Raw genomic sequence first — 23,666 nt, forward strand, 5'->3', positions numbered from 1 at the left:
CGATCCGCAAAGCCGCGCTAGGGTCGGGTCATGATGTTCGACCTGCCCGATTCCGACACGCTCTATGATGCGCTGGTGGCGCGCGATCCCGGCTTTGACGGGCGCGCCTATGTCGGCGTGACCTCGACCGGGATCTTCTGCCGCCTCACCTGCCCCGCCCGCAAACCGCTGCGCAGGAACTGCGTCTTTCACGCGAGCGTGGCCGACTGCCTGGAGGCCGGGTTCCGGCCCTGCAAGCGGTGTCATCCGATGCAGGCCGCCGAACCCCTTGTCGCCGATCTGTTGGCCGCGCTCGAGGCCGATCCGGTCCGACGCTGGCGCGAAGGCGATCTGATCCGCGCGGGTCATGACCCCTCGACCGTGCGCCGCGCCTTCAAACGCGCCTTCGGGATGAGTTTCCTCGAAATGGCGCGGCTGCGGCGATTGCGCGAGGGGTTCACGACATTGTCCGAGACCGGCAGCGTCACCCAGGCGCAATTGCAGGCCGGGTTCGAGAGCCCCTCGGCCTTCCGCGCCAGCTTTGCGCGGCTCCTGGGGGTCGCGCCGGGAAAACTGCGCCAGGGCGCGCGGTTGCAGGCCGATTGGATCGACAGCGACCTCGGGCCGATGGTGGCGGTCAGCGACGCGCGCGCGCTCTACCTGCTGGAATTTGCCGACCGCAAGGCGCTGCCTGCCGAGTTGAAGCGGCTGGCGCATGATGCCAAGGGCGATATCGGTATTGGCCGCCCGGAACCGACGCACGCGGTGGCGAACGCGCTGGCACGGTATTTCGCGGGCGAGCGAGCGGAGTTCGACATCCCGCTGGCCCCCGGCGGCACGCCGTTCCAGGCCCTTGTCTGGGGGGCGTTGCGCCGGATCGAACCGGGGCGCACCCGCAGCTATTGCGACCTGGCGCGCGAAATCGGTCGCCCCTCGGCCACACGGGCCGTTGCGCGCGCCAACGGGGCCAACCGGATCGCGATCGTGATCCCGTGCCACCGCGTGATCGGCGCGGATGGCGGGCTGACCGGCTATGGTGGCGGGCTCTGGCGCAAGGAGCGCCTGATCGCGTTGGAGAGACATTATGCAAGGGACTGCGTGACATGACCGAGACCAAAGGCGCGATTTTCCGCGAGATGCACCGCCCCGGCGAGCCGTTCATCCTGGCCAATGCCTGGGATGCGGGCTCGGCCCGGATGCTGGAGGCCCTTGGCGCGAGGGCGATTGCGACATCCTCGGCGGCGCATGCGTTTACGCTGGGGCGGCCCGATGGCGGCACGCTGACCCGCGACGAGGCGCTGGCCCATGCCCAGGATCTTATGGCGGCGGTCAAGGTTCCGGTGCAGGGCGATTTCGAGAACGGGTTCGGCGACGACCCCGAGACCTGCGCCGAGACCGTGCGCCTCGCCGCCGAGATCGGGCTGGCGGGGATCTGCATCGAGGATATTCAACTGCCGGGGTCCGCGCCCTATGCCGCCGACCTGGCCGTCGAGCGCATCCGCGCCGCCGCCGATGCCGCGCCGGAGGATTTCGTGCTTTGCGCGCGGGCCGACGGGGTGTTGCTTGGGCAATACGACCTTGAGGAGGCCATCGCGCGGGTGCGGGCCTATGAGGCCGCCGGTGCGGGCTGCGTCTATGTGCCGATGCCGGGCAGCCTGGAGGGGCTGCGCGCGATCTGCGACGCGGTGTCGGTGCCGGTGAACGCGCTGGCGGCGGGGCCGTTCGCGCGGGTCAGCCGGGCCGAGTTCGCGGGGTTGGGTGTCGCGCGCATCTCGCTTGGCGGCGCGCTGGCGCGGGCGACGCACCGGGTGATCCATGACGCGGGCAAGGCGATGTTCGACCTGGGCGATTTCTCACCCCTGGCGCAGGGCCTCTCGGGCGAGCAGACCGATGCGCTGCTGCGCCGCGACTGAGCTTGCGATTTTAGTTAACATGTGCATTGACTGCCCGCGACAAAGCACTTTGCGTTTGAATTGAATCGAAAGGCGCTGCCTCTCCCCTACGGTCGAACGCGCCGTTCGACGCAGTCTGAATCGGACAATACGCAAAATGCTGAAGCGGGAGAGCTGAAGCGGGAGACATGCGACATGGATCATGACGAGTTGCCGAAATGGTCGGCGCGCGCGGCGAACTGGGCGCGGGACTACCACAAGGGGCTGCGCGACCGGCCCGTGCGCGGGCATGTGACACCGGGCAGCATCCGCGACGCCCTGCCCGCCACCGCGCCGGAACAGCCGGAACCGATGGAGGCGATCTGGGCCGATTTCGAACGCCTGGTGCCCGATAACATGACCCATTGGCAGCATCCGCGTTTCTTCGCCTATTTCCCGTCCAACGCCTCGCCCGCCTCGATGCTGGCGGAGCAACTGGCCAATGCGATCGCCGCGCAGGGCATGCTGTGGCAGACCGCGCCCGCCGCCAACGAGATCGAGGAGAGGATGGTGGGCTGGCTGGCCGCCGCCCTTGGCCTGGCCGACATGCGCGGCACGATCCATGACAGCGCCACCACCGCAACGCTTTGCGCGGTCCTCACGATGCGCGAGAGGGCGCTGGACTGGGCGGGGCTGACGCACGGGTTGTCGGGCGCGGGGCGCGTGCGGATTTACGCGTCGGATCAGACCCACAGCTCCATCGACAAGGCGGTGCGGCTGGCGGGCATCGGGCAGGAGAACCTGGTGAAGGTGGCGACGGATGCCACCCTGTCGATGGAGGCGGGTGCGTTGCAGCAAGCGATCCGCGCCGACCGCGCCGCGGGGCATCTTCCGGCGGGCGTGGTCTTTTGTGCGGGCGGCACGTCCGTGGGCGCGTTCGACGATATCGCCGCCGGGTTACAGGTGGCGCGGGCCGAGGGGCTCTACACCCATGTCGATGCGGCCTGGGCAGGCTCGGCGATGATCTGCCCCGAGTTCCGCCCGCTCTGGGCAGGCGCCGAGGGCTGCGATTCCATCGTCTTCAACCCGCATAAATGGCTCGGCGTGCAGTTCGATTGCTCGGTGCAGTTCCTGGCCGATCCCGCCCCCCAGGTGAAGACGCTCGGGCTGCGGCCCGACTACCTTGAGACGCTGGAGGGCGAGGTCACCGATTTCAACGAATGGACGGTGCCGCTTGGCCGCCGGTTCCGGGCGCTGAAACTGTGGTTCGTGCTGCGCGCCTACGGGTTGGAGGGGTTGCGGGCGCGGCTGCGCAACCATGTCACCTGGGTGGCGGAGCTGTGCGAACGGGTGGCGGCGATCGAGGGGCTGGAGGTGATGACCGAGCCCCGGCTGGCGCTGTTCACCTTTGCCCATGTCAATGGCGACGCGGCGACGGAGCGACTGATCCGGGCGGTGAACGCGGATGGGCGGGTCTACCTGACGCAGACGCGCCACGCGGGGCGGTTCGTCATCCGCATGACGGCGGGTAGTTTCGACTGCACGAGGGACGATGTGATGATGGTCGAGACCGTGTTGCGCGAGGCGCTTGGCTGAGGGGGTGTCGAATTGCTGCGCAATCCGACCGGCGGGGGACGCTGTCCCCCGCACCCCCTGGGATATTTCCGGAACAAAGAGGGCGGATCAGCGTGGCAGGGCGGCGGCTTCGCGGGCGAGGGTCTCGATGCGGGACCAGTCGCCCGATCGCACGGCATCCGCTGGGGCGACCCAGGAGCCGCCCGCGCAGACCACGTTGGGCAGGCTGAGATAGGCGGTGGCATTGGCCAGAGACACGCCGCCGGTGGGGCAAAAGGCGATCTGCGGAATGGGCGCGCCGATGGCTTTCAGCGCGGGCGCGCCGCCCGACGCCTCGGCGGGGAAGAATTTCAGCATGTCATAGCCGCGTTCCAAGAGCGCCATCGCCTCGGAGGCGGTCGCGACACCGGGCAGGAGCGGGAGGTCGGCGGCCTCGCAGGCATCGAGCAGCCGGTCGGTCGCACCGGGCGAGACGCCGAAGCTGGCCCCGGCGGCCTTCGCGGCGTGGACATCCTCGGGGGTGAGCAGCGTGCCTGCCCCGACGACACCGCCGGGGACCTGCGCCATTTCGCGGATCACGTCGAGGGCGGCAGGCGTGCGCAGCGTGACCTCCAGCGCGGGCAGACCGCCCGCGACAAGCGCCTCGGCCAGCTTGCGGGCATGGGCGGCATCCTCGACCACGAGGACGGGGATGATCGGGGCGAGGGCCGCGATGCGGCGGGCCTCGGCGGAGGCGGTCTGAGGGGTCATTATTGCGTGTCCTTCGAGCGTGTCGCGGGTGGAGGGAGGCCCTCCGGGGGGGATATTTTCCGGAACAAAGAAGACTTAGGTGAGACAGCAGGCCCCCGATGTGGCGGGGCCCGCCGCCTGGCGGAAGAGGTCGAACATCTCGCGCCCGATGCCGTGGGTGTTGGCGGTGAGATCGGGGGGGGTGACGGTACGGTCGGCAACGCCGTCTGTCAGCACCTCCAGTCGGCCCTTACGCGCATCGACGCGGATCATGTCGCCATCGTGCAGCTTGGCGATCAGCCCGCCATCGAGCGCTTCGGGGGCGACATGGATCGCGGACGGCACCTTGCCCGACGCGCCCGACATGCGGCCATCGGTGACCAGCGCGACCTTGTGGCCGCGATCCTGCAAGACGGCCAGGACCGGGGTCAGGCTGTGCAATTCGGGCATGCCGTTGGCCTTCGGTCCCTGGTAGCGGACCACGACCACGACATCATGGTCGAGCTGGCCCGCGCGGAACGCCTCCTTCACGGCGGCCTGGTCCTCGAACACGGCGGCCGGGGCCTCGATCACGTGGCGCTCGGGATCGACGGCCGAGACCTTCATGATGCCGGTGCCGAGATTGCCGGTCAGTTCGGCCAGCCCGCCCGTCCTGGCGAAAGGATCGGTGGCGGGGCGCAGGATCTTGTCGTTGAGCGATTTGCCCGCGCCATCGGTCCAGACGACCCGGCTGCCCTCAAGCCTGGGCTCCTGCCGGTAGCGCGACAACCCGTCGCCCGCGATGGTGACGGTGTCGTCATGCAGGAGCCCTGCATCCAGCAACTCGCCGATCATGTAGCCAAGCCCGCCCGCGGCGTGGAAATGGTTCACATCGGCGAGCCCATTGGGATAGACCCGCGCCATCAGCGGCACGGCGGCGGAGATGTCGGCGAAATCGGCAGGCTCCAGCAGCACACCCGCCGCGCGCGCCATGGCGGGCAGGTGCAGCACCAGGTTGGTCGAGCCCCCCGTTGCCATCAGCCCGACGATGCCGTTCACGAAGGCCTTTTCGTCCAGCACCTCGCCCGCGGGGCGGAAATCGTTGCCAAGCGCGGTGATCTCCAGCGCGCGTTCGGTCGCGGCCACGGTCAGCGCATCGCGCAGCGGCGTGTTCGGGTTGACGAAGGAGGCGCCCGGCAGGTGCAACCCCATGAATTCCATCAGCATCTGGTTGGTATTGGCGGTGCCGTAGAAGGTGCAGGTGCCGGGGCCGTGATAGGAGGCCATCTCGGCCTTCATCAGTTCCTCGCGCCCGATCTCGCCGGTGGCGAATTTCTGCCGGACCTTCGATTTCTCGTCATTCGGCAGGCCGGAGGTCATCGGACCGGCAGGCACGAAGACCGCCGGGATATGGCCGAAGGTGGCGGCGGCGATGATCAGCCCCGGCACGATCTTGTCGCAGACCCCCAGATACATCGCGGCGTCGAAACAGTTATGGCTGAGGCCCACGCCAGCGGCCAGCGCGATGACATCGCGGGAGAAAAGGCTGAGCTCCATCCCCGGCTGGCCTTGCGTGACCCCGTCGCACATGGCCGGAACCCCGCCCGCGACCTGCGCGGTGCCGCCACGGGTGCGGGCGGCCTGCTTGATCTGTGCCGGGAAACCCTCGAACGGCTGATGCGCGCTGAGCATGTCATTATAGGCGGTGATGATGCCGATATTGGGCGCGCGGGTGGTGGCGAGGCCGGATTGGTCCTGCCCCGCCCCGGCATAGGCATGGGCCTGGTTGCCACAGCTCAGATGGGCGCGGGTGGGCCCGTCCGACACGGCCTTGCGCATCCGGTCGAGATAGAGGCTCCGCGTCTCGGCGGAACGCTCGATGATACGGGCGGTGACGGCATCTATCGCGGGGTCGAGGGGCATGGGATCGGTCCTTTGCTCTGCTTGGCCTCTCTATACTACGTTAGCGCTAACAGTTCCAGCCCCGGAATGAGGATCAGATCAGGCTCATGCCGACCAGCCGCCCGATGGCCCAGGTCGCGGCCATGGCGATGAGGCCCCAGATCACGACGCGGGCGGCGGCCTTGATCTTGGGGGCGCCACCGGCCTGCGCGCCGAGCGCGCCCAACCCCACCAGCGCCAGCACCGTGGCAATGCCGACCCACCAGATCAGCCCGCCGATCGGGGCAAGGCCCGCGACCACCAGCGGGGCCGCCGCGCCAAGCGCGAAGGTGAGCGCCGAGACCAATGCGGCCTGCACCGGCGCGGGCGGGCTGAGGTCGGTGATCCCGATCTCGTCGCGCAGATGTGCGCCAAGCGCGTCCTTCTCGGTCAATTCGCGGGCGACATCGGCGGCGAGCCCTTGCGACAGCCCCCGCTCGCGGTAGATCGCCTCCAGCTCGGCCAGCTCACCCTTGGGGTTGTGTTCCAGCTCATGCAATTCGCGCGCCATGTCGGCGCTTTCGGTATCGGCCTGGCTGGAGACCGAGACATATTCGCCCGCCGCCATCGACATGGCCCCGGCCACCATCCCGGCGATACCGGCCAGCAGGATCGTGACCCGGTCGGCCCCGCCGCCCGCGACGCCCACGATCAGCGAGGCGGTCGAGAGGATACCGTCATTGGCCCCCATCACGGCGGCGCGCAGCCAGCCGGTGCGACCCGACAGATGTGGTTCGATATGGGCGGAAGGGTTAGACATCGGACACCAGGATCTTGCCGGGATTGAAGAGGTTCAGGGGATCGACGCCGTGCTTGACGGCGACCATCATTGAGACCGCGCCTTCGCCCAGTTCGGGCAGCAGATAGCGCGCCTTGCCCTGGCCGATACCGTGTTCGCCGGTGCAGGTGCCATCCATGGAAATCGCCAGGTCGTTGAGCCAGGAGACAAATTCCTGCGCACGGGCGACCTCATCGGGGTCGTCCATCATGATCAGGGGAAGGGTGTGGAAATTGCCGTCGCCGACATGGCCCACGACCGGCGCGATGAGGCCGAGCGCCCCGGCCTTCTCCTGCGCCCTGGTCACGCATTCCGCCAGACGGCTGACCGGCACGCAGCAATCGGTCGAGATGCCCTTCGCGCCCTTGCGGAGCGCCAGCGAGGCCCAATAGGCATCGTGGCGCGCGGCCCAAAGCTTGCTGCGCTCCTCGGGTTTGGTGGTGAAGGTGAAGGCGAGGCTGCCGTGATCGGCGGCGATCTCTCCGAAACTTTCGGCCTGTTCCTTGACCGACGCATCGGTGCCGTGAAACTCCAGCAGCAGCAGCGGGGTTTCCGGCAGGTCCAGCCTGGAATAGGCGTTGACGCCCTTGACCGAAAGCGCATCCAGCAGCTCGATCCGCGCCACGGGGATGCCCATCTGGATGGTCATGATGACAGCGTTGCAGGCGGCCTCGACTGTCGGAAAGCTGCATGTCGCGGCAGAGATCGCCTCGGGGATGCCGTAGAGTTTCAGGGTCAGTTCGGTGATCAGGCCAAGCGTGCCCTCGGAGCCGATCAGAAGCCGCGTCAGGTCGTAGCCGGCGGATGTCTTGCGGGCGCGGGCGGCGGTTTTCACGATCTCGCCCGAGGGCAGCACGGCCTTGAGCGCCAGCACATTCGTCGCCATCGTGCCGTAGCGCACCGCGTTGGTGCCCGAGGCGCGCGTCGCCGCCATGCCGCCAAGCGAGGCGTTCGCACCGGGATCGACCGGGAAGAAGAGGCCGGTGTCGCGCAGGTAGGTGTTGAGGCCGTCGCGGGTGACGCCGGGCTGGATCACCACGTCCATATCCTCGGCATTGACCTGCAACACCTGGTCCATCCGGGAAAAATCGACCGAGACGCCGCCCGCGGGGGCGTTCACATGCCCCTCAAGCGAAGTGCCGGTGCCGAAGGGGATGATGGGCACGCGATGGGCGATGCAGGTCTGCACGACCTCCTGCACCTCTTCCTCGCTGTCGACGAAGACGACGCCATCGGGGGGCTGGTTCACGATCCAGGTGGTGGTGTGGCCATGCTGTTCGCGGATGCTCTGCCCGGTCTCGAAACGGTCGCCGAAGCGCTGCTTGAGGATGCCGAGGACGGCGGCGATGCCCTCTTCGTTTCGGGGCAGTTCCATCAACTCGGTCATATCGGATGATCCTCGCACTATCGGCACCAATGAAAAACCTATGGGCGGCGCGGTCCGGGTGCAACGGACCTGCCCGATTTGCCGCAGCATGGGCGTTAACAATCTTTAAGGAAAGACGATCTGTTAACCTTTCAGAAAGAAAGGCTGCGTAACCGTAGGGCTTGCGGGGGCAAGCTGATGAGGCCGAAACCGCAAGAAGGCCCCTGCCGCATCGCACCCAAATCATGCGGCGGGGGCTGACCGGCCATCCGAAAAGTTAACGGATCATTCCGCCGCTGCGCGCGCGGCGTCCAGTTCGGCGGCCTTGGCCTCGACCTGTTCGACGATATGGGAAACCATGGCGTCGTTCGAGAGCTTGTGCGCGATCTTGCCGTCGAGATAGACCATGCCCGCCCCGGCCCCGCCGCCGGTAAAGCCGACATCGGTCAGCAGCGCCTCGCCGGGGCCGTTGACGACGCAGCCGATGATGCTCAGGCTCATCGGTGTCTTGATATGGGCCAGTTTTTCCTCAAGGATTTCAACGGTCTTGATCACGTCGAAGCCTTGCCGCGCGCAGGACGGGCAGGAGATGATATTGACCCCGCGATGGCGCAGACCGAGCGCCTTGAGGATCTCGTAGCCGACCTTGACCTCCTCGACCGGATCGGCGGAAAGACTGACGCGCAGCGTGTCGCCGATGCCCATCCACAGAAGGTTGCCAAGCCCGATGGCGGATTTCACCGTGCCGGTGGTCAGCCCGCCCGCCTCGGTGATGCCAAGGTGAATCGGTGCGTCCGTAGCCTCGGCCAGACCCTGATAGGCGGCGGCGGCCATGAACACGTCGGAAGCCTTCACGGAGATCTTGAACTCGTGGAAATCGTGGTCTTGCAGGATGCGGATATGGTCGAGGCCGCTTTCGATCATCGCGGCGGGGCACGGCTCGCCGTATTTCTCCAGCAGGTGCTTTTCGAGGCTGCCGGCATTGACGCCGATACGGATCGAACAGCCATGGTCGCGCGCGGCGTTCACCACCTCGCGCACCCGTTTCGCATCGCCGATATTGCCGGGATTGATGCGCAGGCAGGCGGCCCCCGCCTCGGCGGCTTCGATGCCGCGCTTGTAGTGGAAATGGATGTCGGCCACGATCGGCACCGGGCTTTCGCGCACGATCTCCTTCAGCGCCTTCGACGACGCCTCATCGGGGACCGAGACGCGGACGATGTCGGCGCCCGCATCGGCGCAGGCCTGGATCTGCGCGATCGTGCCCGGAATATCCGTGGTCAGCGTGTTGGTCATGGTCTGCACGGTGATCGGCGCCCCGCCACCCACGGGAACCGAGCCGACATGGATGCGGCGGCTGTCACGGCGGTCGATATTGCGCCAGGGGCGGATCGGGTTGTGAGACATGTGAACAGGCTTTCGGCGATCAGCGGCAATTGGCCCCTGACATAATCCCCCGAGGATCGGGCTGCAACGTCAGTTGGCAAACGTCCCGTCTGACGTCAGTTGGCGGGCGCGTCCTCGCCGGTCAGGATCAGGGATGCGACACGCGGCAGGTCCGGGTCGGCATCGGCATCGGCCATCACGTAGGTCTCACTGAGCGAATCGGCCGTCAGCGCCACGTTGCGCGCGATATTGGCGCCGGGACCGGAGGGGCCGAGCGTGACGCCGTTGACCGCGAAATAGACCGCGCCGGAATTGCCCGCGCGCAGCACCGGCGCGTCGGCCCCGTCGGGCACGGTATAGGTATCGCCCGCGTTCAGCGTGCCCTCGAAAAGGACAGTGCCGGAGGCGGAGCTGACCCGGACCCAGGCCGGACGCACCGCGAAAAGCACAACTTCGTCAACCGGTTGGTCGGCGGTGACCTGGACGCCGCCATCACCCTCCGCGGGACCGGAGGCAAGCTGGAAGCCGCCCTCGGGGTCTGCCTCGGCCACAGCGGTTTCCGGCACGGCCGGGCGCGACAGGGTCGGCGTGGCACCGGGGAACCGGCCCACGGCATCGGGGTCCAGCGTGGCAATGGCCTGGTCGCGCGGGGTCAGGACGGGGGTGTCCAGTGCCTGCGGACGGTAGAGCCGGTCGATGGGATCGACGCGCGGCACGTTGGGCGTGGTGGCGTCGGGCAGATCGGCCTCGGCCATGTTGAGCGCGGCGCCCGCCAGCGGGTCGAGATTGGCGATGGTCTCGGGCGCTTCCTCGACGGGCACGAACTGCACCCGCTGGATATCGGTCAGCACCGACCAGGCCCCATAGCCGATGCCGGAGACCAGCAGGACCAGCACCAGCGCCGAGCCAAGCGCGCCGGGTTCGATCCGCGAGAACACGCTTTCACGCTGCGGCGCAAACGAGACGCGGGCCGATTTCATCACGTCATTGGGGTTCACCAGCCGCGCGGGCGCATCGCCGAAGGCGCGCTTGGCCTTCTGCGCCTGAAGCGCCGAGGTGCCATGGACACCGGCAAATCCGGCCTCTTTCGAGAAGCGGCGATAGGTCCATTCCGGATCCATGCCGAGATAGCGCGCGTAGGAGCGCACATAGCCCGCGACAAATCCCTTGGTGGCGAAGACGGAGAGGTCGGCGTTTTCGATGGCGGCAATATGCGCGGCCTTGATCTTCAGATCACGCTCCACATCCAGCAGCGATTTGCCGAGCGTGGCGCGTTCGCCGCGCATGATATCGCCCAGGGGCACGTCGAAATCGTCGAATTCCTCGACGGACGCCCCGGCATCAATGCTGTCATGCGTGTTCATGCCCAAAAGGCCCTGCCCCACGATTGGTCGGTTTTGTGACGTTTTGACGATCTGCCGACCGTGATTTCCCCAACCTCGGCCCTGATGATTCCCCAGATATGGCCAAGATGGTCCCTGCTTAACACAGGATGCGGGGCTTTTGCACCCGCAACTGCCGCGTCACGCGGTCATATCGGCACGATTCAGCGCACAGTGGTTCCACAGCGCGTCCATCGCCCGCACGAGCCCGTCCAGCATCTTGGGATCATGCACCGGCGAGGGCGTGAAACGCAGCCTCTCGGTGCCGCGCGGGACGGTGGGAAAGTTGATCGGCTGGACGTAGATGCCGTAATCGGTCAGCAGCATGTCCGAGATCTTCTTGGTATGCACCGGGTCGCCGACGATGACCGGCACGATGTGGCTGCCATGGTCGATGATCGGCAGGCCCATGCCCTTGAGGCGCAGTTTCAGCACCTTGGCGCGTTCCTGGTGCAGGTCGCGGCGCGGCTGGTCGGTCTTGAGGTGGCGCACGGAGGCCGCCGCCCCAGCCGCCACCGCGGGCGGAATCGAGGTGGTGAAGATGAACCCCGGCGCATAAGACCTTATCGCGTCGACCATTTTCGCCGATGCGGTGATGAAGCCACCCATCACGCCATAGGCCTTGCCGAGCGTGCCGTTGATGATATCGACCCGGTCCATCAGCCCGTCACGCTCGGCGACACCGCCGCCGCGGGGGCCATACATGCCGACGGCGTGAACCTCGTCGAGATAGGTCAGCGCGTTGAACGCGTCGGCGAGGTCGCAAATCTCCTCGATCGGGCCGAAATCGCCATCCATCGAATAGATCGATTCAAAGGCGATGAGCTTCGGCGCGGCGGGATCGTCGGCCTCCATCAGCTCGCGCAGATGGGCCACGTCATTGTGCCGGAAGATGCGCTTGTTGCCGCCATTCCTGCGCACGCCCTCGATCATCGAGGCATGGTTCAGCGCGTCGGAATAGATGATCAGGCCGGGAAACAGCTTGGGCAGGGTCGAAAGCGTCGCGTCATTGGCGATATAGGCCGAGGTGAAGACCAGCGCCGCCTCCTTGTCGTGCAGGTCGGCAAGCTCCGCCTCCAGCGCCTTGTGATAGACCGTGGTGCCCGAGATGTTGCGCGTGCCGCCCGACCCTGCGCCGGTCGCCTCCAGCGCGTCCTTCATCGCGTTCAGCACCACCGGGTGCTGGCCCATGCCCAGATAATCGTTGCCGCACCACACGGTGATGTCCTGTTCGGTGCCATCGGGCCGGGTCCAGACCGCGTGCGGAAACTGGCCGCGGCGGCGTTCGATGTCGATGAAGGTGCGGTAGCGGCCTTCTTCATGCAGGCGATTGAGGGCCGTATCGAGCGCGGCGGCGTAGCTGGCTGGGTCTTGGCGCATCGGCCTCTCCTTCATCGGGCTATGGTGGCAGGCGGCCCGCAAGGCGTGTCGTCTATGGCAGGTCGGGGCGCGGAAGTGATCCCGGTCGCGCCCTTGGAATTGTTCCAAGGTTGACTTAGGCCCTCACGGGCCCTTGTCGCAAGTTACATTTTGCCGCGCTTGAGACTTTGACATGGATCAAGGGCGCCTGTCGCGGGTGAAATCGTTCGGAAATTCCACAAGCTCATTCATCTGCCCCCCTCAGCCGTCGATCACGGCGCGGCAGTCGGTCTCGCCGCAGGCCGCCAGCGCCTCGGTCAGATCGCTGCCGATGCCCCATTGGCCGGTCGTCTCCGAAATCGCCATCACGCGGTTGCGCCCGAGGCGGCGGAAATCGCCGCGCAGGGCGGCGGTGGCGTCGGTGCTCAGTTGCAGGGGGCGGTCGGGTTCCCAGCCTTCGGGACGGATCACCAGGACGACGAGGCAGGCCGGACCGCTGGTGCGCGCCTCGTTGCAGGCGGCAAGGGCGGCGGTGCGGGCGTTGGCCTCGTCGTGGTAATTGGCCGCGGCGATGGTCGCCTCCGAGGCCAGCCCCATCTCCGGCGCGATGGCGATCGCGGCGTAATAGGCCTGGGTCTCCACCAGCTGGTTCAGGATCGCGACATCGGTCTCCGAGAGGCTGTCATGCAGGATCACCTCGCCCTCGACCGCGCCGTCTTCGGCAAAGACCAGCCGGCGCGCCTCGCGCAGGTTGGGCAGCTCCTGCGCCAGGGCGGGCGCGGCAATAGCAAAGGCGGTCAGGCAGAGGACGCCTAGGCGGATCGGTCGGAATTTCATCGTCAAAACACTCCCTTGGCAGCAATGGGTCGGGGGACAGGATAGGGCGACAGGCGCTGAGGGGCAATCAGACAGCGGCACGGGCCGCGGGAATCTGCGCATCGAGGCGGGGTGGCCTGCCCGCTGGACAGTCGCCGCGCCGGTGGTAAGGTCGCGGGCGATCTCCCCGATTTGACCAAAGGATGAAGCCGATGTCCCTCGATGCCGTTCTCGCCCGAATTGATGCCGATCTGGAGCCCGCCGTCGGGCGGTTGCTGGAGCTTCTGCGCATCCCCTCGATCTCGACCGACCCGGCCTATGCGGGCGATTGCCAGGAGGCCGCCGATTGGCTGGTCAGGGATTTGCAGGCGCTCGGGTTCGACGCCTCCAAGCGCGAGACGCCGGGCCACCCGATGGTGGTGGCGCATTCAGAGGGCGAGGGCCCGCATATCCTGTTCTACGGCCATTACGACGTGCAGCCGGTTGATCCGCTGGACCTGTGGCACACGCCGCCCTTTGAACCGGCGCTGGAGGAGATCCCCAGGGGCACCGTCATTCGCGGGCGCGGCGCGTCGGATGACAAGGGGCAGCTGATGACCTTCGTGGAAGCCTGCCGCGCGTGGAAAGCAGTGCATGGGGAACTGCCCGGCCCCATCACGCTCTTCTTCGAGGGGGAAGAGGAATCGGGCTCGCCCTCGCTGGTGCCGTTCATGAAGGACAACGCCGGGGAACTGACCGCCGATATTGCGCTGATCTGTGATACCGGCATGTTCGGCGAGGAGACGCCCGCCATCGTCACCCGCCTGCGCGGCATGGTGCGCGAGGAGATCACGGTGACGGGGCCGGACAAGGACCTGCATTCGGGCATGTATGGCGGCATCGCGATGAACCCGATCCGGGTGCTGACCCGCATCCTGGGGGGGCTGCATGACGCGGAGGGCCGGGTCACGATCCCCGGCTTCTATGACGACATCCCCGAGCTCAGCAACGCGCAGAAGGCGGAATGGGACGATCTGGGGTTCTCCGAGTCCGAGTTCCTGGGCGCGGTCGGGCTGTCGGTGCCCGCGGGGGAAAAGGGGCGGTCCGGGCTGGAGATGATCTGGTCGCGGCCCACGGCCGAGATCAACGGCATCTCGGGCGGCTATACAGGCGCGGGGTTCAAGACCGTGCTGCCGTCGAAAGCCCATGCCAAGGTCAGCTTCCGCCTGGTCGAGGGGCAGGATCCGGTGAAGATCGACGCGAATTTCCGGGCGTGGTTCGAGGATCAGCTCCCCGAGGATTGTTCCGTCACGTTCTCGGACCCCGAGGGCGCCGCGGCGGGGATCATGGACACCTCGCACCCGGTTTTCGAGCAGGCCCGTGCGGCGCTGAGCGATGAATGGCCGCAAGACGCCGCCTATATCGGCTGCGGCGGCTCGATCCCGATCGCGGCCTATTTCAAGGATATCCTGGGCATGGACGCGCTGCTGACGGGCTTTGGCAAGGATGACGACGCGCTGCATTCGCCGAACGAGAAATACGACCTGGAGAGTTTTCACAAGGGCATCCGCTCCTGGGCGCGGGTGCTGGATGCTGTGATGCGGTAATCCGGCGGAGAGGTCGCTCGATGTTTGAGTTGCGGGGGGAGAGGTGGCGCTTTTTGTGGCGAGGTGTCGCCCCTGGCTGGTGTCGTGCAGCCTGCGGCGCAGGTATTTGAGGCAAAATGAAAGTGGAAGATCCGTTGTCAGGCAAAGGCCGCGGGGCCGCGCCAGAAGCGGGTCATCATCATCAGCCCCGCGAAGCTGAGGCCGATGGCAAGTCCGAGCCAGATCCCCTGCCCCGCCACGCCGAGCGGGAAGCCCAGGATATAGGCGGCGGGCAGGCCCACGACCCAATAGGCCAGCACCGCCTGGATCATTGGCACCCGCGTGTCCTGCACGCCGCGCAACAGGCCAAGCGCCACCACCTGCGCCGCATCCGCCAGTTGAAAGAGCGCCGCCATGGCCAGAAGTCCGGTGGCGATGGCAAGGATCTGCGGCAGGGCCGGGTCGCGCGGGTCGATGAAGAGACGGATCATCGGGCCGGGGAGCCACAGGAAGGCCAGGATGGTGAGCGCGACCATGACGCCCGAAAGGGCCAGGCAGGCGAAGGCGCCCTGGCGCAGCGCGTAGGTGTCGCGTCGGCCCCAGGCGTGGCCCGCGCGCACCGTGGCCGCAGACGAGATGCCGATATGGACCATGAAGGTGATCGAGGAGATCTGCAGCGCGATGGAATGGGCCGCAAGCTCGCGCTCGCCGATCCAGCCCATCATGACGGAAGTGGCGGCGAACAGGCCGACCTCGGCCAGCATGGTCAGCCCGATGGGCCAGCCGAGGCGGAAGACCTGGGTGAAGGCCTCGGGGTCGGCGCGCCAGATGCGGGCGAAGAGCGCGTAGCCGCGCATGCCGCGCCCGAAACCCGCATAGAGCGCAAGAAGGAGCGCCATGGCGCCATGCGTGGTGATCGAGGCCAAGGCCGCGCCGCGCACCCCCAGTTCGGGCATCCCGAGATTGCCGAAGATGAACACCCAGTTGACACCGGCATTGACGACGGCACCGGCCAGCGTGACCCAGAGCAGCACGCGGGCGCGGCCAAGCGCGCTGAGGTGACTGCCGAGCACCATGACCAGCAGCGCCGCGGGCATCGACCAGCCGGTAATGCGCAGGTAGTCCTGACCGTTGGCGGAGAGCTGCACCTCCTGCCCCAGGAACAGGAAAACCGGGCCGGAGAACCAGAAGAAGGGCAGCGTCAGGAGGGCGAAGAGGGTCGAGATCCAGATCCCCATGCGCGTGGCACGGCGCACCTGGATGGCATCGCCATTGGAGGTGGCGGCGGCCACCAGCGGCATCACCGCCTTGGCAAAACCCGAGCCGAGCAGGAAGATCACCACGAAGAAGGTGCTGGCCAGCGCCACGGCGGCCAGTTCGCTGACCCCGTACCAGCCCATCATCACCGTGTCGGTCAGACCGATCGAGATCTGCGCCAGGTGGCTGCCCACCAGCGGCAGCGACAGCGCCCAGGCTTCGCGCAGGTGATCGGAAAAGCGTTTCATGCCATTGCGCTACCTCGGGCGGGCTGGCTTGCCAAGATGGGAAATACCGGCGGACCACAGTTCGGGGGCACGGTTGATCGTTTCCATTCTGGAACCGCTTTGTGCCAGTAAAGACAGGGCTAACGCCTCATTCGCGCCACATTCCGGAGCGATCTTGCAGGGGCCAGAAATTTCCATGAAGGTCCAATCATCGTGTCCAATTTTCGTCAATTCCTGACCAGTGAAAGCGGTGCGATCACCGTTGACTGGGTCGTATTGACGGCCGCCGTCGCCGGCATGGCACTTGCCGCGACCGCCATGGTCGAAGGCGGATTGGAGAGCCTCGCCTCGGACCTTGAGGCGCAATTGCGCACGCAGCAGGTCTCGGACGCCTTCGTGCAGTTCAATTCCTCGCATTTCGACGCGCTTTACGATGCGGGCATCGTGACCGAGGAGAATGCCGAGACCTATTTCGGGCTCGCCAACGAGATGACCAATGCCGAGATCCTGACCGCGCTTGAGGACGGGATCCTGGACTATAACGACGGCAACCTGACCGACGCGGAAATCGCGCAGCTGGTCGCCCTTGCCAGCGTCGCCTACCAGCGCAACATCATCGACGACAGTTACGGGCTGGTCGCGACCTATTAGAAGATGTCGCCCAAGATTGGGAAACCGGTGCTGAGCGTCTCGGACATACGACATCGACAAGGCTTCCATGCTCTGCCCTTCCTGGGGGGAGAGTCTGGACCAAGCGGCGCGCCCATCGCCCCGGGCGCGCCGCTTCCTTTTTGGGTCAGGGCCGGTGATCGGGGGGGCGGGGGCCGTGGCGATCTCAACGCCCTTGTCCGGGTCGTCGTGTAGTAGAAGAGCATCGCCTCCCTCGCCTGGGTGTCGCCGTGCCGCATATCGAGCGACGCCTTGCCCGATGGGGGCAGTTTCCAGCGAACCATTGGCCGCGCGCCTGCCCGGTCGGCTGGTTAAGCGCCACGAAGGGGGGCGAAGCGCGGGTTGAGGTGGTCGGTAAACCGCGTGGTCGTGCCGCCCCTGCCCGCCGCATCGCGCCCCTCGAAGAGCCGCCCGAATTTCTGCCCCCACTCCCCGCGCCCAACGCCCGATCTCGAGAAGCTCGGCCTGCAACAGCGCCTTGCCGGTCTAAAGGGCGCGGCGGCCCATCTTGCGGGGATGGGGTCATGCGGTATCGGTCAAGGGCGGGCTACCGTGGCCGGGGATCGGTCCGGGCGCGCCATATCGCGGCATCCCCTGGCCTTGAGCCGTGTCAGGCCCGGCGGCTTCATGCGCCTTTCTTGTGGGTATGATGTCAGCCGCGCACAGAATCTTGCGTCTGCCCTTGCCCGTGCCCCCGCCAAGCGCCTAAACTCCGCCGCAACAAAGAAACGATCGAAATGAGCAGCACCATGGCCGATGATCTACTTTCCCCGGTCGCCGAGTCCGGCGGCTACGATGCCTCCTCGATCGAGGTTCTGGAGGGGCTGGAGCCTGTCCGCAAGCGCCCCGGCATGTATATCGGCGGCACCGATGAGCGCGCGCTGCATCATCTTGTGGCCGAGGTTCTGGACAATTCGATGGACGAGGCCGTGGCGGGCCACGCCACCCGGATCGAGGTGGAGTTGCACGAGGATCACTCCGTCACCATCCGCGACAACGGGCGCGGCATCCCGATCGACCCGCATCCCAAGTTCCCGGAGAAATCGGCGCTGGAGGTGATCCTCTGCACCCTGCACGCGGGCGGCAAGTTCTCGGGCGACAGCTATGAGACCTCGGGCGGCCTGCACGGGGTCGGCGTCTCGGTGGTCAATGCGCTGTCCGATCACCTGCGGGTGGAGGTCGCGCGCAACCGGGAACTCTACGCGCAGGAGTTTTCGCGCGGGATTCCGCAAGGCCCGGTGCAGCATGTCGGCCAGGCCCCGAACCGGCGCGGCACCTCGGTCACTTTCCATGCCGATGAAGAGATCTTCGGCCATCACCGCTTCAAGCCCGCGCGGCTGCTCAAGATGGTGCGCTCCAAGGCGTATCTGTTCTCGGGCGTGGAAATCCGCTGGAAATCGGCTATCGAGGATGGCGAGACCCCGCGCGAGGCGACCTTCCATTTCCCCGGCGGGTTGTCGGATTACCTGAAGGAAACGCTCGGGCCTGCCTCGACCTATGCCGAGCAGCCCTTTGCCGGGACCGTCGATTTCAAGCAGCGTTTCAACACGCCCGGCAAGGTCGAATGGGCGATCAACTGGACGCCCTCGCGCGACGGGTTCATCCAGAGCTATTGCAACACCGTGCCCACGCCCGAGGGCGGCACGCACGAGGCGGGCTTCTGGACCGCGATCCTCAAGGGTATCCGGGCTTACGGGGAACTCGTCGGCAACAAGAAGGCCGCGCAGATCACCCGCGACGACCTCATTACGGGGGGCTGCGCGCTGGTCTCGTGCTTCATCCGCGAGCCGGAATTTGTCGGCCAGACCAAGGACCGGCTGGCCACCGCCGAAGCGCAAAGGCTGGTCGAGGGCGCGGTGCGCGACCATTTCGACAACTGGCTGGCGGCGGATACGAAATCGGCCGGCGCGATTCTCGATTTCCTGGTGCTGCGGGCCGAGGAACGGCTGCGGCGGCGGCAGGAGAAGGAGACGGCGCGCAAATCGGCGACCAAGCGGCTGCGCCTGCCCGGCAAGCTGGTGGATTGTTCGACCGCCACGCGCGAGGGCACGGAACTCTTCATCGTCGAGGGTGACAGCGCGGGCGGCTCGGCCAAGATGGCGCGCAACCGCAAGACGCAGGCGCTGCTGCCGCTGCGGGGCAAGATCCTGAACGTGCTTGGCGCCGCGTCCAACAAGATGAGCGCGAATGCCGAGATCAACGACCTCTGCCAGGCGATGGGGGTGGGGCTTGGCACCAAGTTCTCCATCGACGATCTGCGCTATGAGAAAATCATCATCATGACGGATGCGGATGTCGACGGGGCGCATATCGCGGCGCTGCTGATGACGTTCTTCTTCACCCAGATGCGCCCGATGATCGACGCAGGCCATTTGTATCTGGCCTGCCCGCCCCTCTATCGCCTGACGCAAGGCTCTAAACGCGTCTATTGCCTCGATGAGGCCGAGCGCGAGATGTGGGAGGCCAAGGGGCTCGGCGGCAAGGGCAAGATCGACGTGTCGCGGTTCAAGGGTCTGGGGGAAATGGACGCGAAGGATCTGAAAGAGACCACGATGGACCCGGAGGTGCGGAAGCTGATCCGGGTGAGTATTGATGAGGATGAGCCGGGGGAGACGGGTGATCTGGTCGAGCGGCTGATGGGGAAGAAACCGGAGTTGCGGTTTCAGTATATTCAGGAGAACGCGCGATTTGTGGAGGAGTTGGATGTTTGAGGGGGCAAACTATGTGGAATGAATTTGGATTTTCAAGAAATTTGTATGACACGCATCCTGTAAAAGGGAATGCGCAAGGTGAGAGGTTATTGGTCGGGCGAGATACTGAATTGAGAAGTGTTAAGAATAGAATTTCCAATATTGATAACGTAGTAACTATTGAAGGCCGAATGGCGTAGGTAAAACCAGTCTAGTTCTGGTTGCCGGATTTCAACTTGAGCAAGATACACTTAGTAGTGGCAAGAACTCCATATTGTTGTGCCCCGAACCCTTCCAGTTTACGGTGGAGGATAGGGCAATTGACTTTAAAAGAAAGGTGTATGCCAAGATTGCGTCTCACTTCATCGAAAATGAACGATCTTTCCGAAAAAGACTCGACTTGCAGTTTAATCTCTCTCCGCTATCAGCTTGGCTAGAGAACCCACTACAGACGGGTGGGTCTGTAAATATTGCAGGATTTGGTGCTGGAGTAAATCAGAATCCAAATAGCTCCACAGGGTTCGACATACATGGTTTCTTTTCACTTGTGGATCGACTTCTTGCGGCATCCTTTCAAGGTGATGGTGGAATCATATGTGTATGAGACAACTTGGAGATACTAAATACCTCTCAAACTGCCCGCCAGAGACTTGAGGCCTTGCGCGATGATCTGTTTTCAAAGCATGGATTGAAGTGGGTTGTGTGCGGAGCGAGAGGTATCGTGAGAAGCGTTTCTACGAGCCCCAGGCTTCAGGGTCGACTTCAGGAGCCACTGGAAATAATGCCCCTGGCACGTGATTCAATAGATGACCTTATTTCCGCAAGAGTTCGGGAATTTGATTTGAACAGTGACACAGCTCCTCCAGTTGGAGTAAGGTCATTTACTCATATTTTTCGAATTCTTAATGAGAATCTGAGAGATGCATTGAAATTCTCAGGGGATTTTTCGGTTTGGTTGTATGAAAATGATAACTACTCATCTGACTCCGATAGATTGCATGAACTTTTTGAGATCTGGCTAGCAGAGCAGAGTGACCAATATGCAATGTCTATAAATGTACCACCAAGGGCTTGGAAATTATTTGATGAAATTTGTGAACGAGGCGGTTCAATCAGCCCATCGGATTTCGAAGAGTTTGGCTTCAATTCCTCGCAGAACATGCGTGGACAGGTTGCGCGACTGGAGAATGCAGACATGGTTACATCTGAACTTGATGAAACAGATCATAGGCGCAAGACGATTAATGTCATGGCAAAAGGTTGGCTCTTAAGGCACCATAGAACTGGATATGCATCTTAGAAGCAGGCGCTCACTATCTTCTGCCGTTCGTGCCTTTCTTACCCAGGATCGACATAGGACCAGCGGCGGCCCGTGGGGTGCCGCTCTGACCTCTGACCGGTAGCGCTTTATCTCTGCCAAGCCTGCGCTCCCTCAAAGCCTGCCACATACCTCAGCCAAAGCGGCAGCCCGTCGCACCGCAGGTGCGCCGCTTTCATGTCGGCACGCCTTCGGCGTGACGGAACGGGCCGCCGCTGGTCCGGCGCCTACGGCTTGATTCCGGACCGGGGCAAGACCCAACCGTTGAAAGATGGCAGGGTGAACGCTGCGCGACCCATTTGGAATCTCCGCAAACCCTGCTAGCCTGTCCTTCCACCGCCCGCGAAGGCCCGTCCTCATGCCCCTCTGGCTGCAACTCCTCGCCCTGATCCTCGCCACCGCGTTCGGTGTGGTCTTCCTCATCCGCCTGCGCTCCATCGACGACGCGCTTTGGCAGTCGCGGCTGATCATCTACAAGCGGCTGGAGATCTACGACCAGATCGCGCCGGATCTGAACCGGATCTACTGCTTCCGCCGCCTGTTGGGCTACTGGAAGGAGATCTCGCCGCCCGACCTCATCGCCACCAAGCGCCGCCTCGACCGGGCGGTGAATATCAATCGGCATCTGCTCAGCGAGGAATTCTACCGCGCCTATCTCGATTTCATGGGCGTCACCTTCCGCACGTTTACCGGGCCGGGCGAGGATGCCAAGATCCGCGCCGTGGTCGTGCATGAGTTGGGCGATCGGCGCGTGCATGCCGCCTATGACTGGGACGAGGCCTATGAGTGGATGTTCGATGCCGAGGACATGCCGACCGATTACCAGGTCGATGAGGCCTATATGCAGGCGATGAACGGGTTGAAGCGCTCGGTCGGGCTGCGGGACTAGCGCGTTTCCGGTTCATTTGCCCTGATTTTCCCCTACCTCTCGCGGGCTGCGCACGAACGCGAGAATCAGGCCATCACTCTGTTGAAACCGGAGACCGCGCGAAAAAACCCCGGAGCGCGGTGGCTCCGGGGCAGGTGCTTCATTCAAATGTCCTTGATGAAACTCTTACCGCATGATCACGCGCGGCGTGTAGATGACGCGGGGGTCTTCCAGATCCCACGACGGACAGCTCAGGCAGAGCGGGCCGGGAAACGGCAGCGGGCGCGGCACAAGCACGGGCACAGCAATCGGGCGCGGGACCGGCATGTGCATGTAGACGGGCGGCGTGTGGATCACGGGGGCATGAACCAGCGGCGCATGGCGCGTGATCACGCGCGTGTCGGCGGCGGCCACCGAGACGAGGGTGGAGGCGAAAACCGCGGCTGCGGTCAGGGTGGAGAGGGCTTTCATGGTCAATTTCCTTAATCAAGAGAGGGGTCGGGGTTGCGGGATACGCCGGGGGACGTGAGGACAGATTGACCGGAATTGTGTCCGTTATACAAAAACGCGCGCTTGTCAGGGCCTTGCAATGCGCTGCTATCGGATAACACCGGGGATCAGGCCCATGTTTTGAAAGCAGAATCCCGAGAACCGGAGGGAATGGGCCTTGGCCCCCTTGCGCAAGCGGGCCAAGGCGTTACCTTGGGGCATCCCTGCTTGCCCAAGGCCGCTGACCCCGATGCGCTGGCTCCTCCTCCTTGCCCTTCTCGCCGCCTGCGGTCGCCCCTTGAGCGAGGCCGAGCGCGCCTTCATGGCCGAGATCCAGCCGGGGTTGCAGACCGAGCGCATCCGGATGGTCGAAAACCCTCTCATTGGCTTGCGCATCCGCACGCGGCCCGCGCGCCCGCGCACCACCTGCCGCGAGATGATCCTGCCGCCCGATAGCGGCCCGACGGTCCAGACGCGCACCGCGGGGGCGGTGCTGTTCCAGACCGTGATGGTGGCCCCGGACTACTATCTTGACGATTACGTCAGCGATTATCCCGACCGGATCAACCTGATCGCGGCGATGTATTTCGCCCATGAGATGACCCATATCTGGCAATGGCAGAACCGCGAACTCACCGGCTACCACCCCCTGCGCGGCGCGGCGGAGCATCAGGTGAGCGACGACCCCTACCTGTTCGATCCCGAGGCGCAGCGGTCCTTTCTGGAGTATGGCTACGAACAGCAGGCGAGCCTGGTCGGAGAATATGTCTGCTGCGCCGCGCTGGACCCCGAGGGTGCGCGCACCGCGCGGCTGGAACGGATGCTGGGGCAGGTCATGGACCTGACCCCGGTGGCGCAGCGGGCGGATCGCCCGGATGTGCTGTTGCCCTGGCAGGACGCCGAACTTGGGGGGATTTGCAGTTGAGACCGAGGAGTGCCCGATGACCCATCACGCCCTGATCATGTTGGCCGCGGGCGTCGGAATTCCGGTGCTGGCCGCCCTCAATGCGCGGCTCGGGGCCAATATCGGCTCGCCCGCCGCGGCTGCGCTGATCCTCTTCGTGGTGGCCTTCGCGGCCACCCTGATCGTGACCCTGAACAACGGGATCGAGGCGCTCGCGCGCCTGCCCGGCCAGCCCTGGCACCTGTTCCTGGCGGGGCTGCTGGTGGCGTTCTACGTCCTCTCCATCACCTTTGTCGCGCCCGCCTTCGGGGTCGGCAACGCGGTGTTCTTCGTGCTGTTGGGGCAGCTGGTCTCGGCCGCGCTGATCGACCATTTCGGGATGTTCGGCGCGCAGGTCTCGGCGCTGACGCCGCTGCGTGCGGGCGGGATCGCGGTGATGGGGCTTGGCGTGGCACTGACGCAGATGGCGGCGCGGTAGGCGCGCTTTGCATCGACGCAAGGCCGATGCGCGCCGTCGA

21 protein-coding genes are annotated in these 23,666 nt (G+C 65.2%); 10 read left to right on the plus strand and 11 right to left on the minus strand.

Translation table 11 applies throughout. The features are described 5' to 3' along the window. Positions 1 to 30 precede the first annotated feature (30 nt). The 3 genes from HNS34_RS16980 (at position 31) to HNS34_RS16990 (ending at position 3,446) form a co-directional block, all read left to right on the plus strand. A complete protein-coding gene (locus tag HNS34_RS16980) occupies positions 31 to 1,086 on the plus strand; it encodes a bifunctional transcriptional activator/DNA repair enzyme AdaA (RefSeq protein ID WP_172321290.1) in 1,056 nt (351 codons plus the stop codon). After that, entirely contained in the window at positions 1,083 to 1,892 is an 810-nt protein-coding gene (locus HNS34_RS16985) for an isocitrate lyase/PEP mutase family protein (protein ID WP_172321291.1), read from the plus strand. Before HNS34_RS16980 ends, HNS34_RS16985 begins: the two co-directional genes overlap by 4 nt. A 174-nt stretch (positions 1,893 to 2,066) precedes the next feature. After that, entirely contained in the window at positions 2,067 to 3,446 is a 1,380-nt protein-coding gene (locus HNS34_RS16990) for a pyridoxal phosphate-dependent decarboxylase family protein (protein ID WP_172321292.1), read from the plus strand. A gap of 87 nt (positions 3,447 to 3,533) precedes the next feature. Here the strand turns inward: HNS34_RS16990 and eda are convergent, their stop codons facing one another. The 8 genes from eda to HNS34_RS17030 form a co-directional block, all read right to left on the minus strand. After that, complete coding sequence (gene eda / locus HNS34_RS16995; protein WP_172321293.1) at positions 3,534 to 4,175, minus strand: bifunctional 4-hydroxy-2-oxoglutarate aldolase/2-dehydro-3-deoxy-phosphogluconate aldolase; 642 nt, start codon at positions 4,173 to 4,175, stop codon at positions 3,534 to 3,536. 75 nt (positions 4,176 to 4,250) lie between these two features. Beyond that, positions 4,251 to 6,056, minus strand: coding sequence for a phosphogluconate dehydratase (gene edd / locus HNS34_RS17000; RefSeq protein ID WP_172321294.1), 1,806 nt, complete (start codon positions 6,054 to 6,056; stop codon positions 4,251 to 4,253). A gap of 73 nt (positions 6,057 to 6,129) precedes the next feature. Continuing rightward, positions 6,130 to 6,834, minus strand: coding sequence for a VIT1/CCC1 transporter family protein (locus HNS34_RS17005; RefSeq protein ID WP_172321295.1), 705 nt, complete (start codon positions 6,832 to 6,834; stop codon positions 6,130 to 6,132). Next, on the minus strand, positions 6,827 to 8,239 hold the full coding sequence (locus HNS34_RS17010; protein WP_172321296.1) for an FAD-binding oxidoreductase: 1,413 nt from the start codon (positions 8,237 to 8,239) through the stop codon (positions 6,827 to 6,829). Before HNS34_RS17010 ends, HNS34_RS17005 begins: the two co-directional genes overlap by 8 nt. A gap of 264 nt (positions 8,240 to 8,503) precedes the next feature. Next, positions 8,504 to 9,625: a flavodoxin-dependent (E)-4-hydroxy-3-methylbut-2-enyl-diphosphate synthase gene (gene ispG / locus HNS34_RS17015; RefSeq protein ID WP_172321297.1), complete on the minus strand. Its 1,122-nt coding sequence runs from the start codon at positions 9,623 to 9,625 to the stop codon at positions 8,504 to 8,506. 95 nt (positions 9,626 to 9,720) lie between these two features. Beyond that, on the minus strand, positions 9,721 to 10,968 hold the full coding sequence (locus tag HNS34_RS17020) for a helix-turn-helix domain-containing protein (RefSeq protein WP_172321298.1): 1,248 nt from the start codon (positions 10,966 to 10,968) through the stop codon (positions 9,721 to 9,723). Between the two features lie 159 nt (positions 10,969 to 11,127). Beyond that, complete coding sequence (gene hemA / locus HNS34_RS17025) at positions 11,128 to 12,366, minus strand: 5-aminolevulinate synthase (RefSeq protein WP_172321299.1); 1,239 nt, start codon at positions 12,364 to 12,366, stop codon at positions 11,128 to 11,130. A gap of 240 nt (positions 12,367 to 12,606) precedes the next feature. After that, a complete protein-coding gene (locus HNS34_RS17030) occupies positions 12,607 to 13,182 on the minus strand; it encodes a 5-aminolevulic acid synthase (RefSeq protein WP_172321300.1) in 576 nt (191 codons plus the stop codon). 191 nt (positions 13,183 to 13,373) lie between these two features. Here HNS34_RS17030 and HNS34_RS17035 point away from each other — a divergent pair, with 191 nt between their 5' ends. Continuing rightward, on the plus strand, positions 13,374 to 14,747 hold the full coding sequence (locus tag HNS34_RS17035) for a M20/M25/M40 family metallo-hydrolase (protein ID WP_172321301.1): 1,374 nt from the start codon (positions 13,374 to 13,376) through the stop codon (positions 14,745 to 14,747). A 137-nt stretch (positions 14,748 to 14,884) separates the two neighbouring features. Here HNS34_RS17035 and HNS34_RS17040 read toward each other — a convergent pair whose 3' ends face one another. Then, positions 14,885 to 16,231 carry an MATE family efflux transporter gene (locus HNS34_RS17040; protein WP_172321302.1) on the minus strand — a complete coding sequence of 449 codons (1,347 nt, stop codon included), beginning with the start codon at positions 16,229 to 16,231 and terminating at the stop codon, positions 14,885 to 14,887. Between the two features lie 192 nt (positions 16,232 to 16,423). Between HNS34_RS17040 and HNS34_RS17045 the strand changes: the two genes are divergently transcribed. Further along, complete coding sequence (locus tag HNS34_RS17045) at positions 16,424 to 16,861, plus strand: hypothetical protein (RefSeq protein WP_172321303.1); 438 nt, start codon at positions 16,424 to 16,426, stop codon at positions 16,859 to 16,861. Between the two features lie 329 nt (positions 16,862 to 17,190). Here the strand turns inward: HNS34_RS17045 and HNS34_RS17050 are convergent, their stop codons facing one another. Next, complete coding sequence (locus tag HNS34_RS17050) at positions 17,191 to 17,412, minus strand: hypothetical protein (protein ID WP_328700562.1); 222 nt, start codon at positions 17,410 to 17,412, stop codon at positions 17,191 to 17,193. Between the two features lie 216 nt (positions 17,413 to 17,628). On the opposite strand from HNS34_RS17050, the gene parE reads away from it, so the two are divergent. From parE to HNS34_RS17065, 3 genes are all read left to right on the plus strand, one after another. Next, on the plus strand, positions 17,629 to 19,590 hold the full coding sequence (gene parE / locus HNS34_RS17055) for a DNA topoisomerase IV subunit B (RefSeq protein ID WP_172321304.1): 1,962 nt from the start codon (positions 17,629 to 17,631) through the stop codon (positions 19,588 to 19,590). 760 nt (positions 19,591 to 20,350) lie between these two features. Continuing rightward, the gene (locus HNS34_RS17060; protein ID WP_172321305.1) at positions 20,351 to 20,869 is read left to right on the plus strand and encodes a MarR family transcriptional regulator; all 519 of its coding nucleotides are present in this window, start codon (positions 20,351 to 20,353) and stop codon (positions 20,867 to 20,869) included. A 376-nt stretch (positions 20,870 to 21,245) separates the two neighbouring features. Further along, complete coding sequence (locus tag HNS34_RS17065) at positions 21,246 to 21,776, plus strand: hypothetical protein (RefSeq protein ID WP_172321306.1); 531 nt, start codon at positions 21,246 to 21,248, stop codon at positions 21,774 to 21,776. Positions 21,777 to 21,941: 165 nt separating this feature from the next. Here the strand turns inward: HNS34_RS17065 and HNS34_RS17070 are convergent, their stop codons facing one another. Then, positions 21,942 to 22,226, minus strand: a complete 285-nt coding sequence (locus tag HNS34_RS17070; RefSeq protein WP_172321307.1) for a hypothetical protein — start codon at positions 22,224 to 22,226, stop codon at positions 21,942 to 21,944. Between the two features lie 268 nt (positions 22,227 to 22,494). Between HNS34_RS17070 and HNS34_RS17075 the strand changes: the two genes are divergently transcribed. Continuing rightward, positions 22,495 to 23,169, plus strand: a complete 675-nt coding sequence (locus HNS34_RS17075; RefSeq protein WP_172321308.1) for a hypothetical protein — start codon at positions 22,495 to 22,497, stop codon at positions 23,167 to 23,169. A gap of 16 nt (positions 23,170 to 23,185) precedes the next feature. Next, the gene (locus HNS34_RS17080) at positions 23,186 to 23,626 is read left to right on the plus strand and encodes a DMT family transporter (RefSeq protein WP_172321309.1); all 441 of its coding nucleotides are present in this window, start codon (positions 23,186 to 23,188) and stop codon (positions 23,624 to 23,626) included. Positions 23,627 to 23,666: the final 40 nt, after the last annotated feature.

The sequence above is a fragment of the Alterinioella nitratireducens genome (assembly GCF_013155465.1).
GTDB classification, from domain to species: Bacteria; Pseudomonadota; Alphaproteobacteria; order Rhodobacterales; family Rhodobacteraceae; genus Alterinioella; species Alterinioella nitratireducens.

Bases quoted from the DNA above. Each gene is read 5' to 3' on its own strand.
- HNS34_RS16980 (WP_172321290.1), top strand. From the start codon at position 31: ATGATGTTCGACCTGCCCGATTCCGACACGCTCTATGATGCGCTGGTG.
- HNS34_RS16985 (WP_172321291.1), top strand. From the start codon at position 1,083: ATGACCGAGACCAAAGGCGCGATTTTCCGCGAGATGCACCGCCCCGGC.
- HNS34_RS16990 (WP_172321292.1), top strand. From the start codon at position 2,067: ATGGATCATGACGAGTTGCCGAAATGGTCGGCGCGCGCGGCGAACTGG.
- eda (WP_172321293.1), bottom strand. From the start codon at position 4,175: ATGACCCCTCAGACCGCCTCCGCCGAGGCCCGCCGCATCGCGGCCCTC.
- edd (WP_172321294.1), bottom strand. From the start codon at position 6,056: ATGCCCCTCGACCCCGCGATAGATGCCGTCACCGCCCGTATCATCGAG.
- HNS34_RS17005 (WP_172321295.1), bottom strand. From the start codon at position 6,834: ATGTCTAACCCTTCCGCCCATATCGAACCACATCTGTCGGGTCGCACC.
- HNS34_RS17010 (WP_172321296.1), bottom strand. From the start codon at position 8,239: ATGACCGAGTTGATGGAACTGCCCCGAAACGAAGAGGGCATCGCCGCC.
- ispG (WP_172321297.1), bottom strand. From the start codon at position 9,625: ATGTCTCACAACCCGATCCGCCCCTGGCGCAATATCGACCGCCGTGAC.
- HNS34_RS17020 (WP_172321298.1), bottom strand. From the start codon at position 10,968: ATGAACACGCATGACAGCATTGATGCCGGGGCGTCCGTCGAGGAATTC.
- hemA (WP_172321299.1), bottom strand. From the start codon at position 12,366: ATGCGCCAAGACCCAGCCAGCTACGCCGCCGCGCTCGATACGGCCCTC.
- HNS34_RS17030 (WP_172321300.1), bottom strand. From the start codon at position 13,182: ATGAAATTCCGACCGATCCGCCTAGGCGTCCTCTGCCTGACCGCCTTT.
- HNS34_RS17035 (WP_172321301.1), top strand. From the start codon at position 13,374: ATGTCCCTCGATGCCGTTCTCGCCCGAATTGATGCCGATCTGGAGCCC.
- HNS34_RS17040 (WP_172321302.1), bottom strand. From the start codon at position 16,231: ATGAAACGCTTTTCCGATCACCTGCGCGAAGCCTGGGCGCTGTCGCTG.
- parE (WP_172321304.1), top strand. From the start codon at position 17,629: ATGGCCGATGATCTACTTTCCCCGGTCGCCGAGTCCGGCGGCTACGAT.
- HNS34_RS17060 (WP_172321305.1), top strand. From the start codon at position 20,351: ATGCCCCTGGCACGTGATTCAATAGATGACCTTATTTCCGCAAGAGTT.
- HNS34_RS17065 (WP_172321306.1), top strand. From the start codon at position 21,246: ATGCCCCTCTGGCTGCAACTCCTCGCCCTGATCCTCGCCACCGCGTTC.
- HNS34_RS17070 (WP_172321307.1), bottom strand. From the start codon at position 22,226: ATGAAAGCCCTCTCCACCCTGACCGCAGCCGCGGTTTTCGCCTCCACC.
- HNS34_RS17075 (WP_172321308.1), top strand. From the start codon at position 22,495: ATGCGCTGGCTCCTCCTCCTTGCCCTTCTCGCCGCCTGCGGTCGCCCC.
- HNS34_RS17080 (WP_172321309.1), top strand. From the start codon at position 23,186: ATGACCCATCACGCCCTGATCATGTTGGCCGCGGGCGTCGGAATTCCG.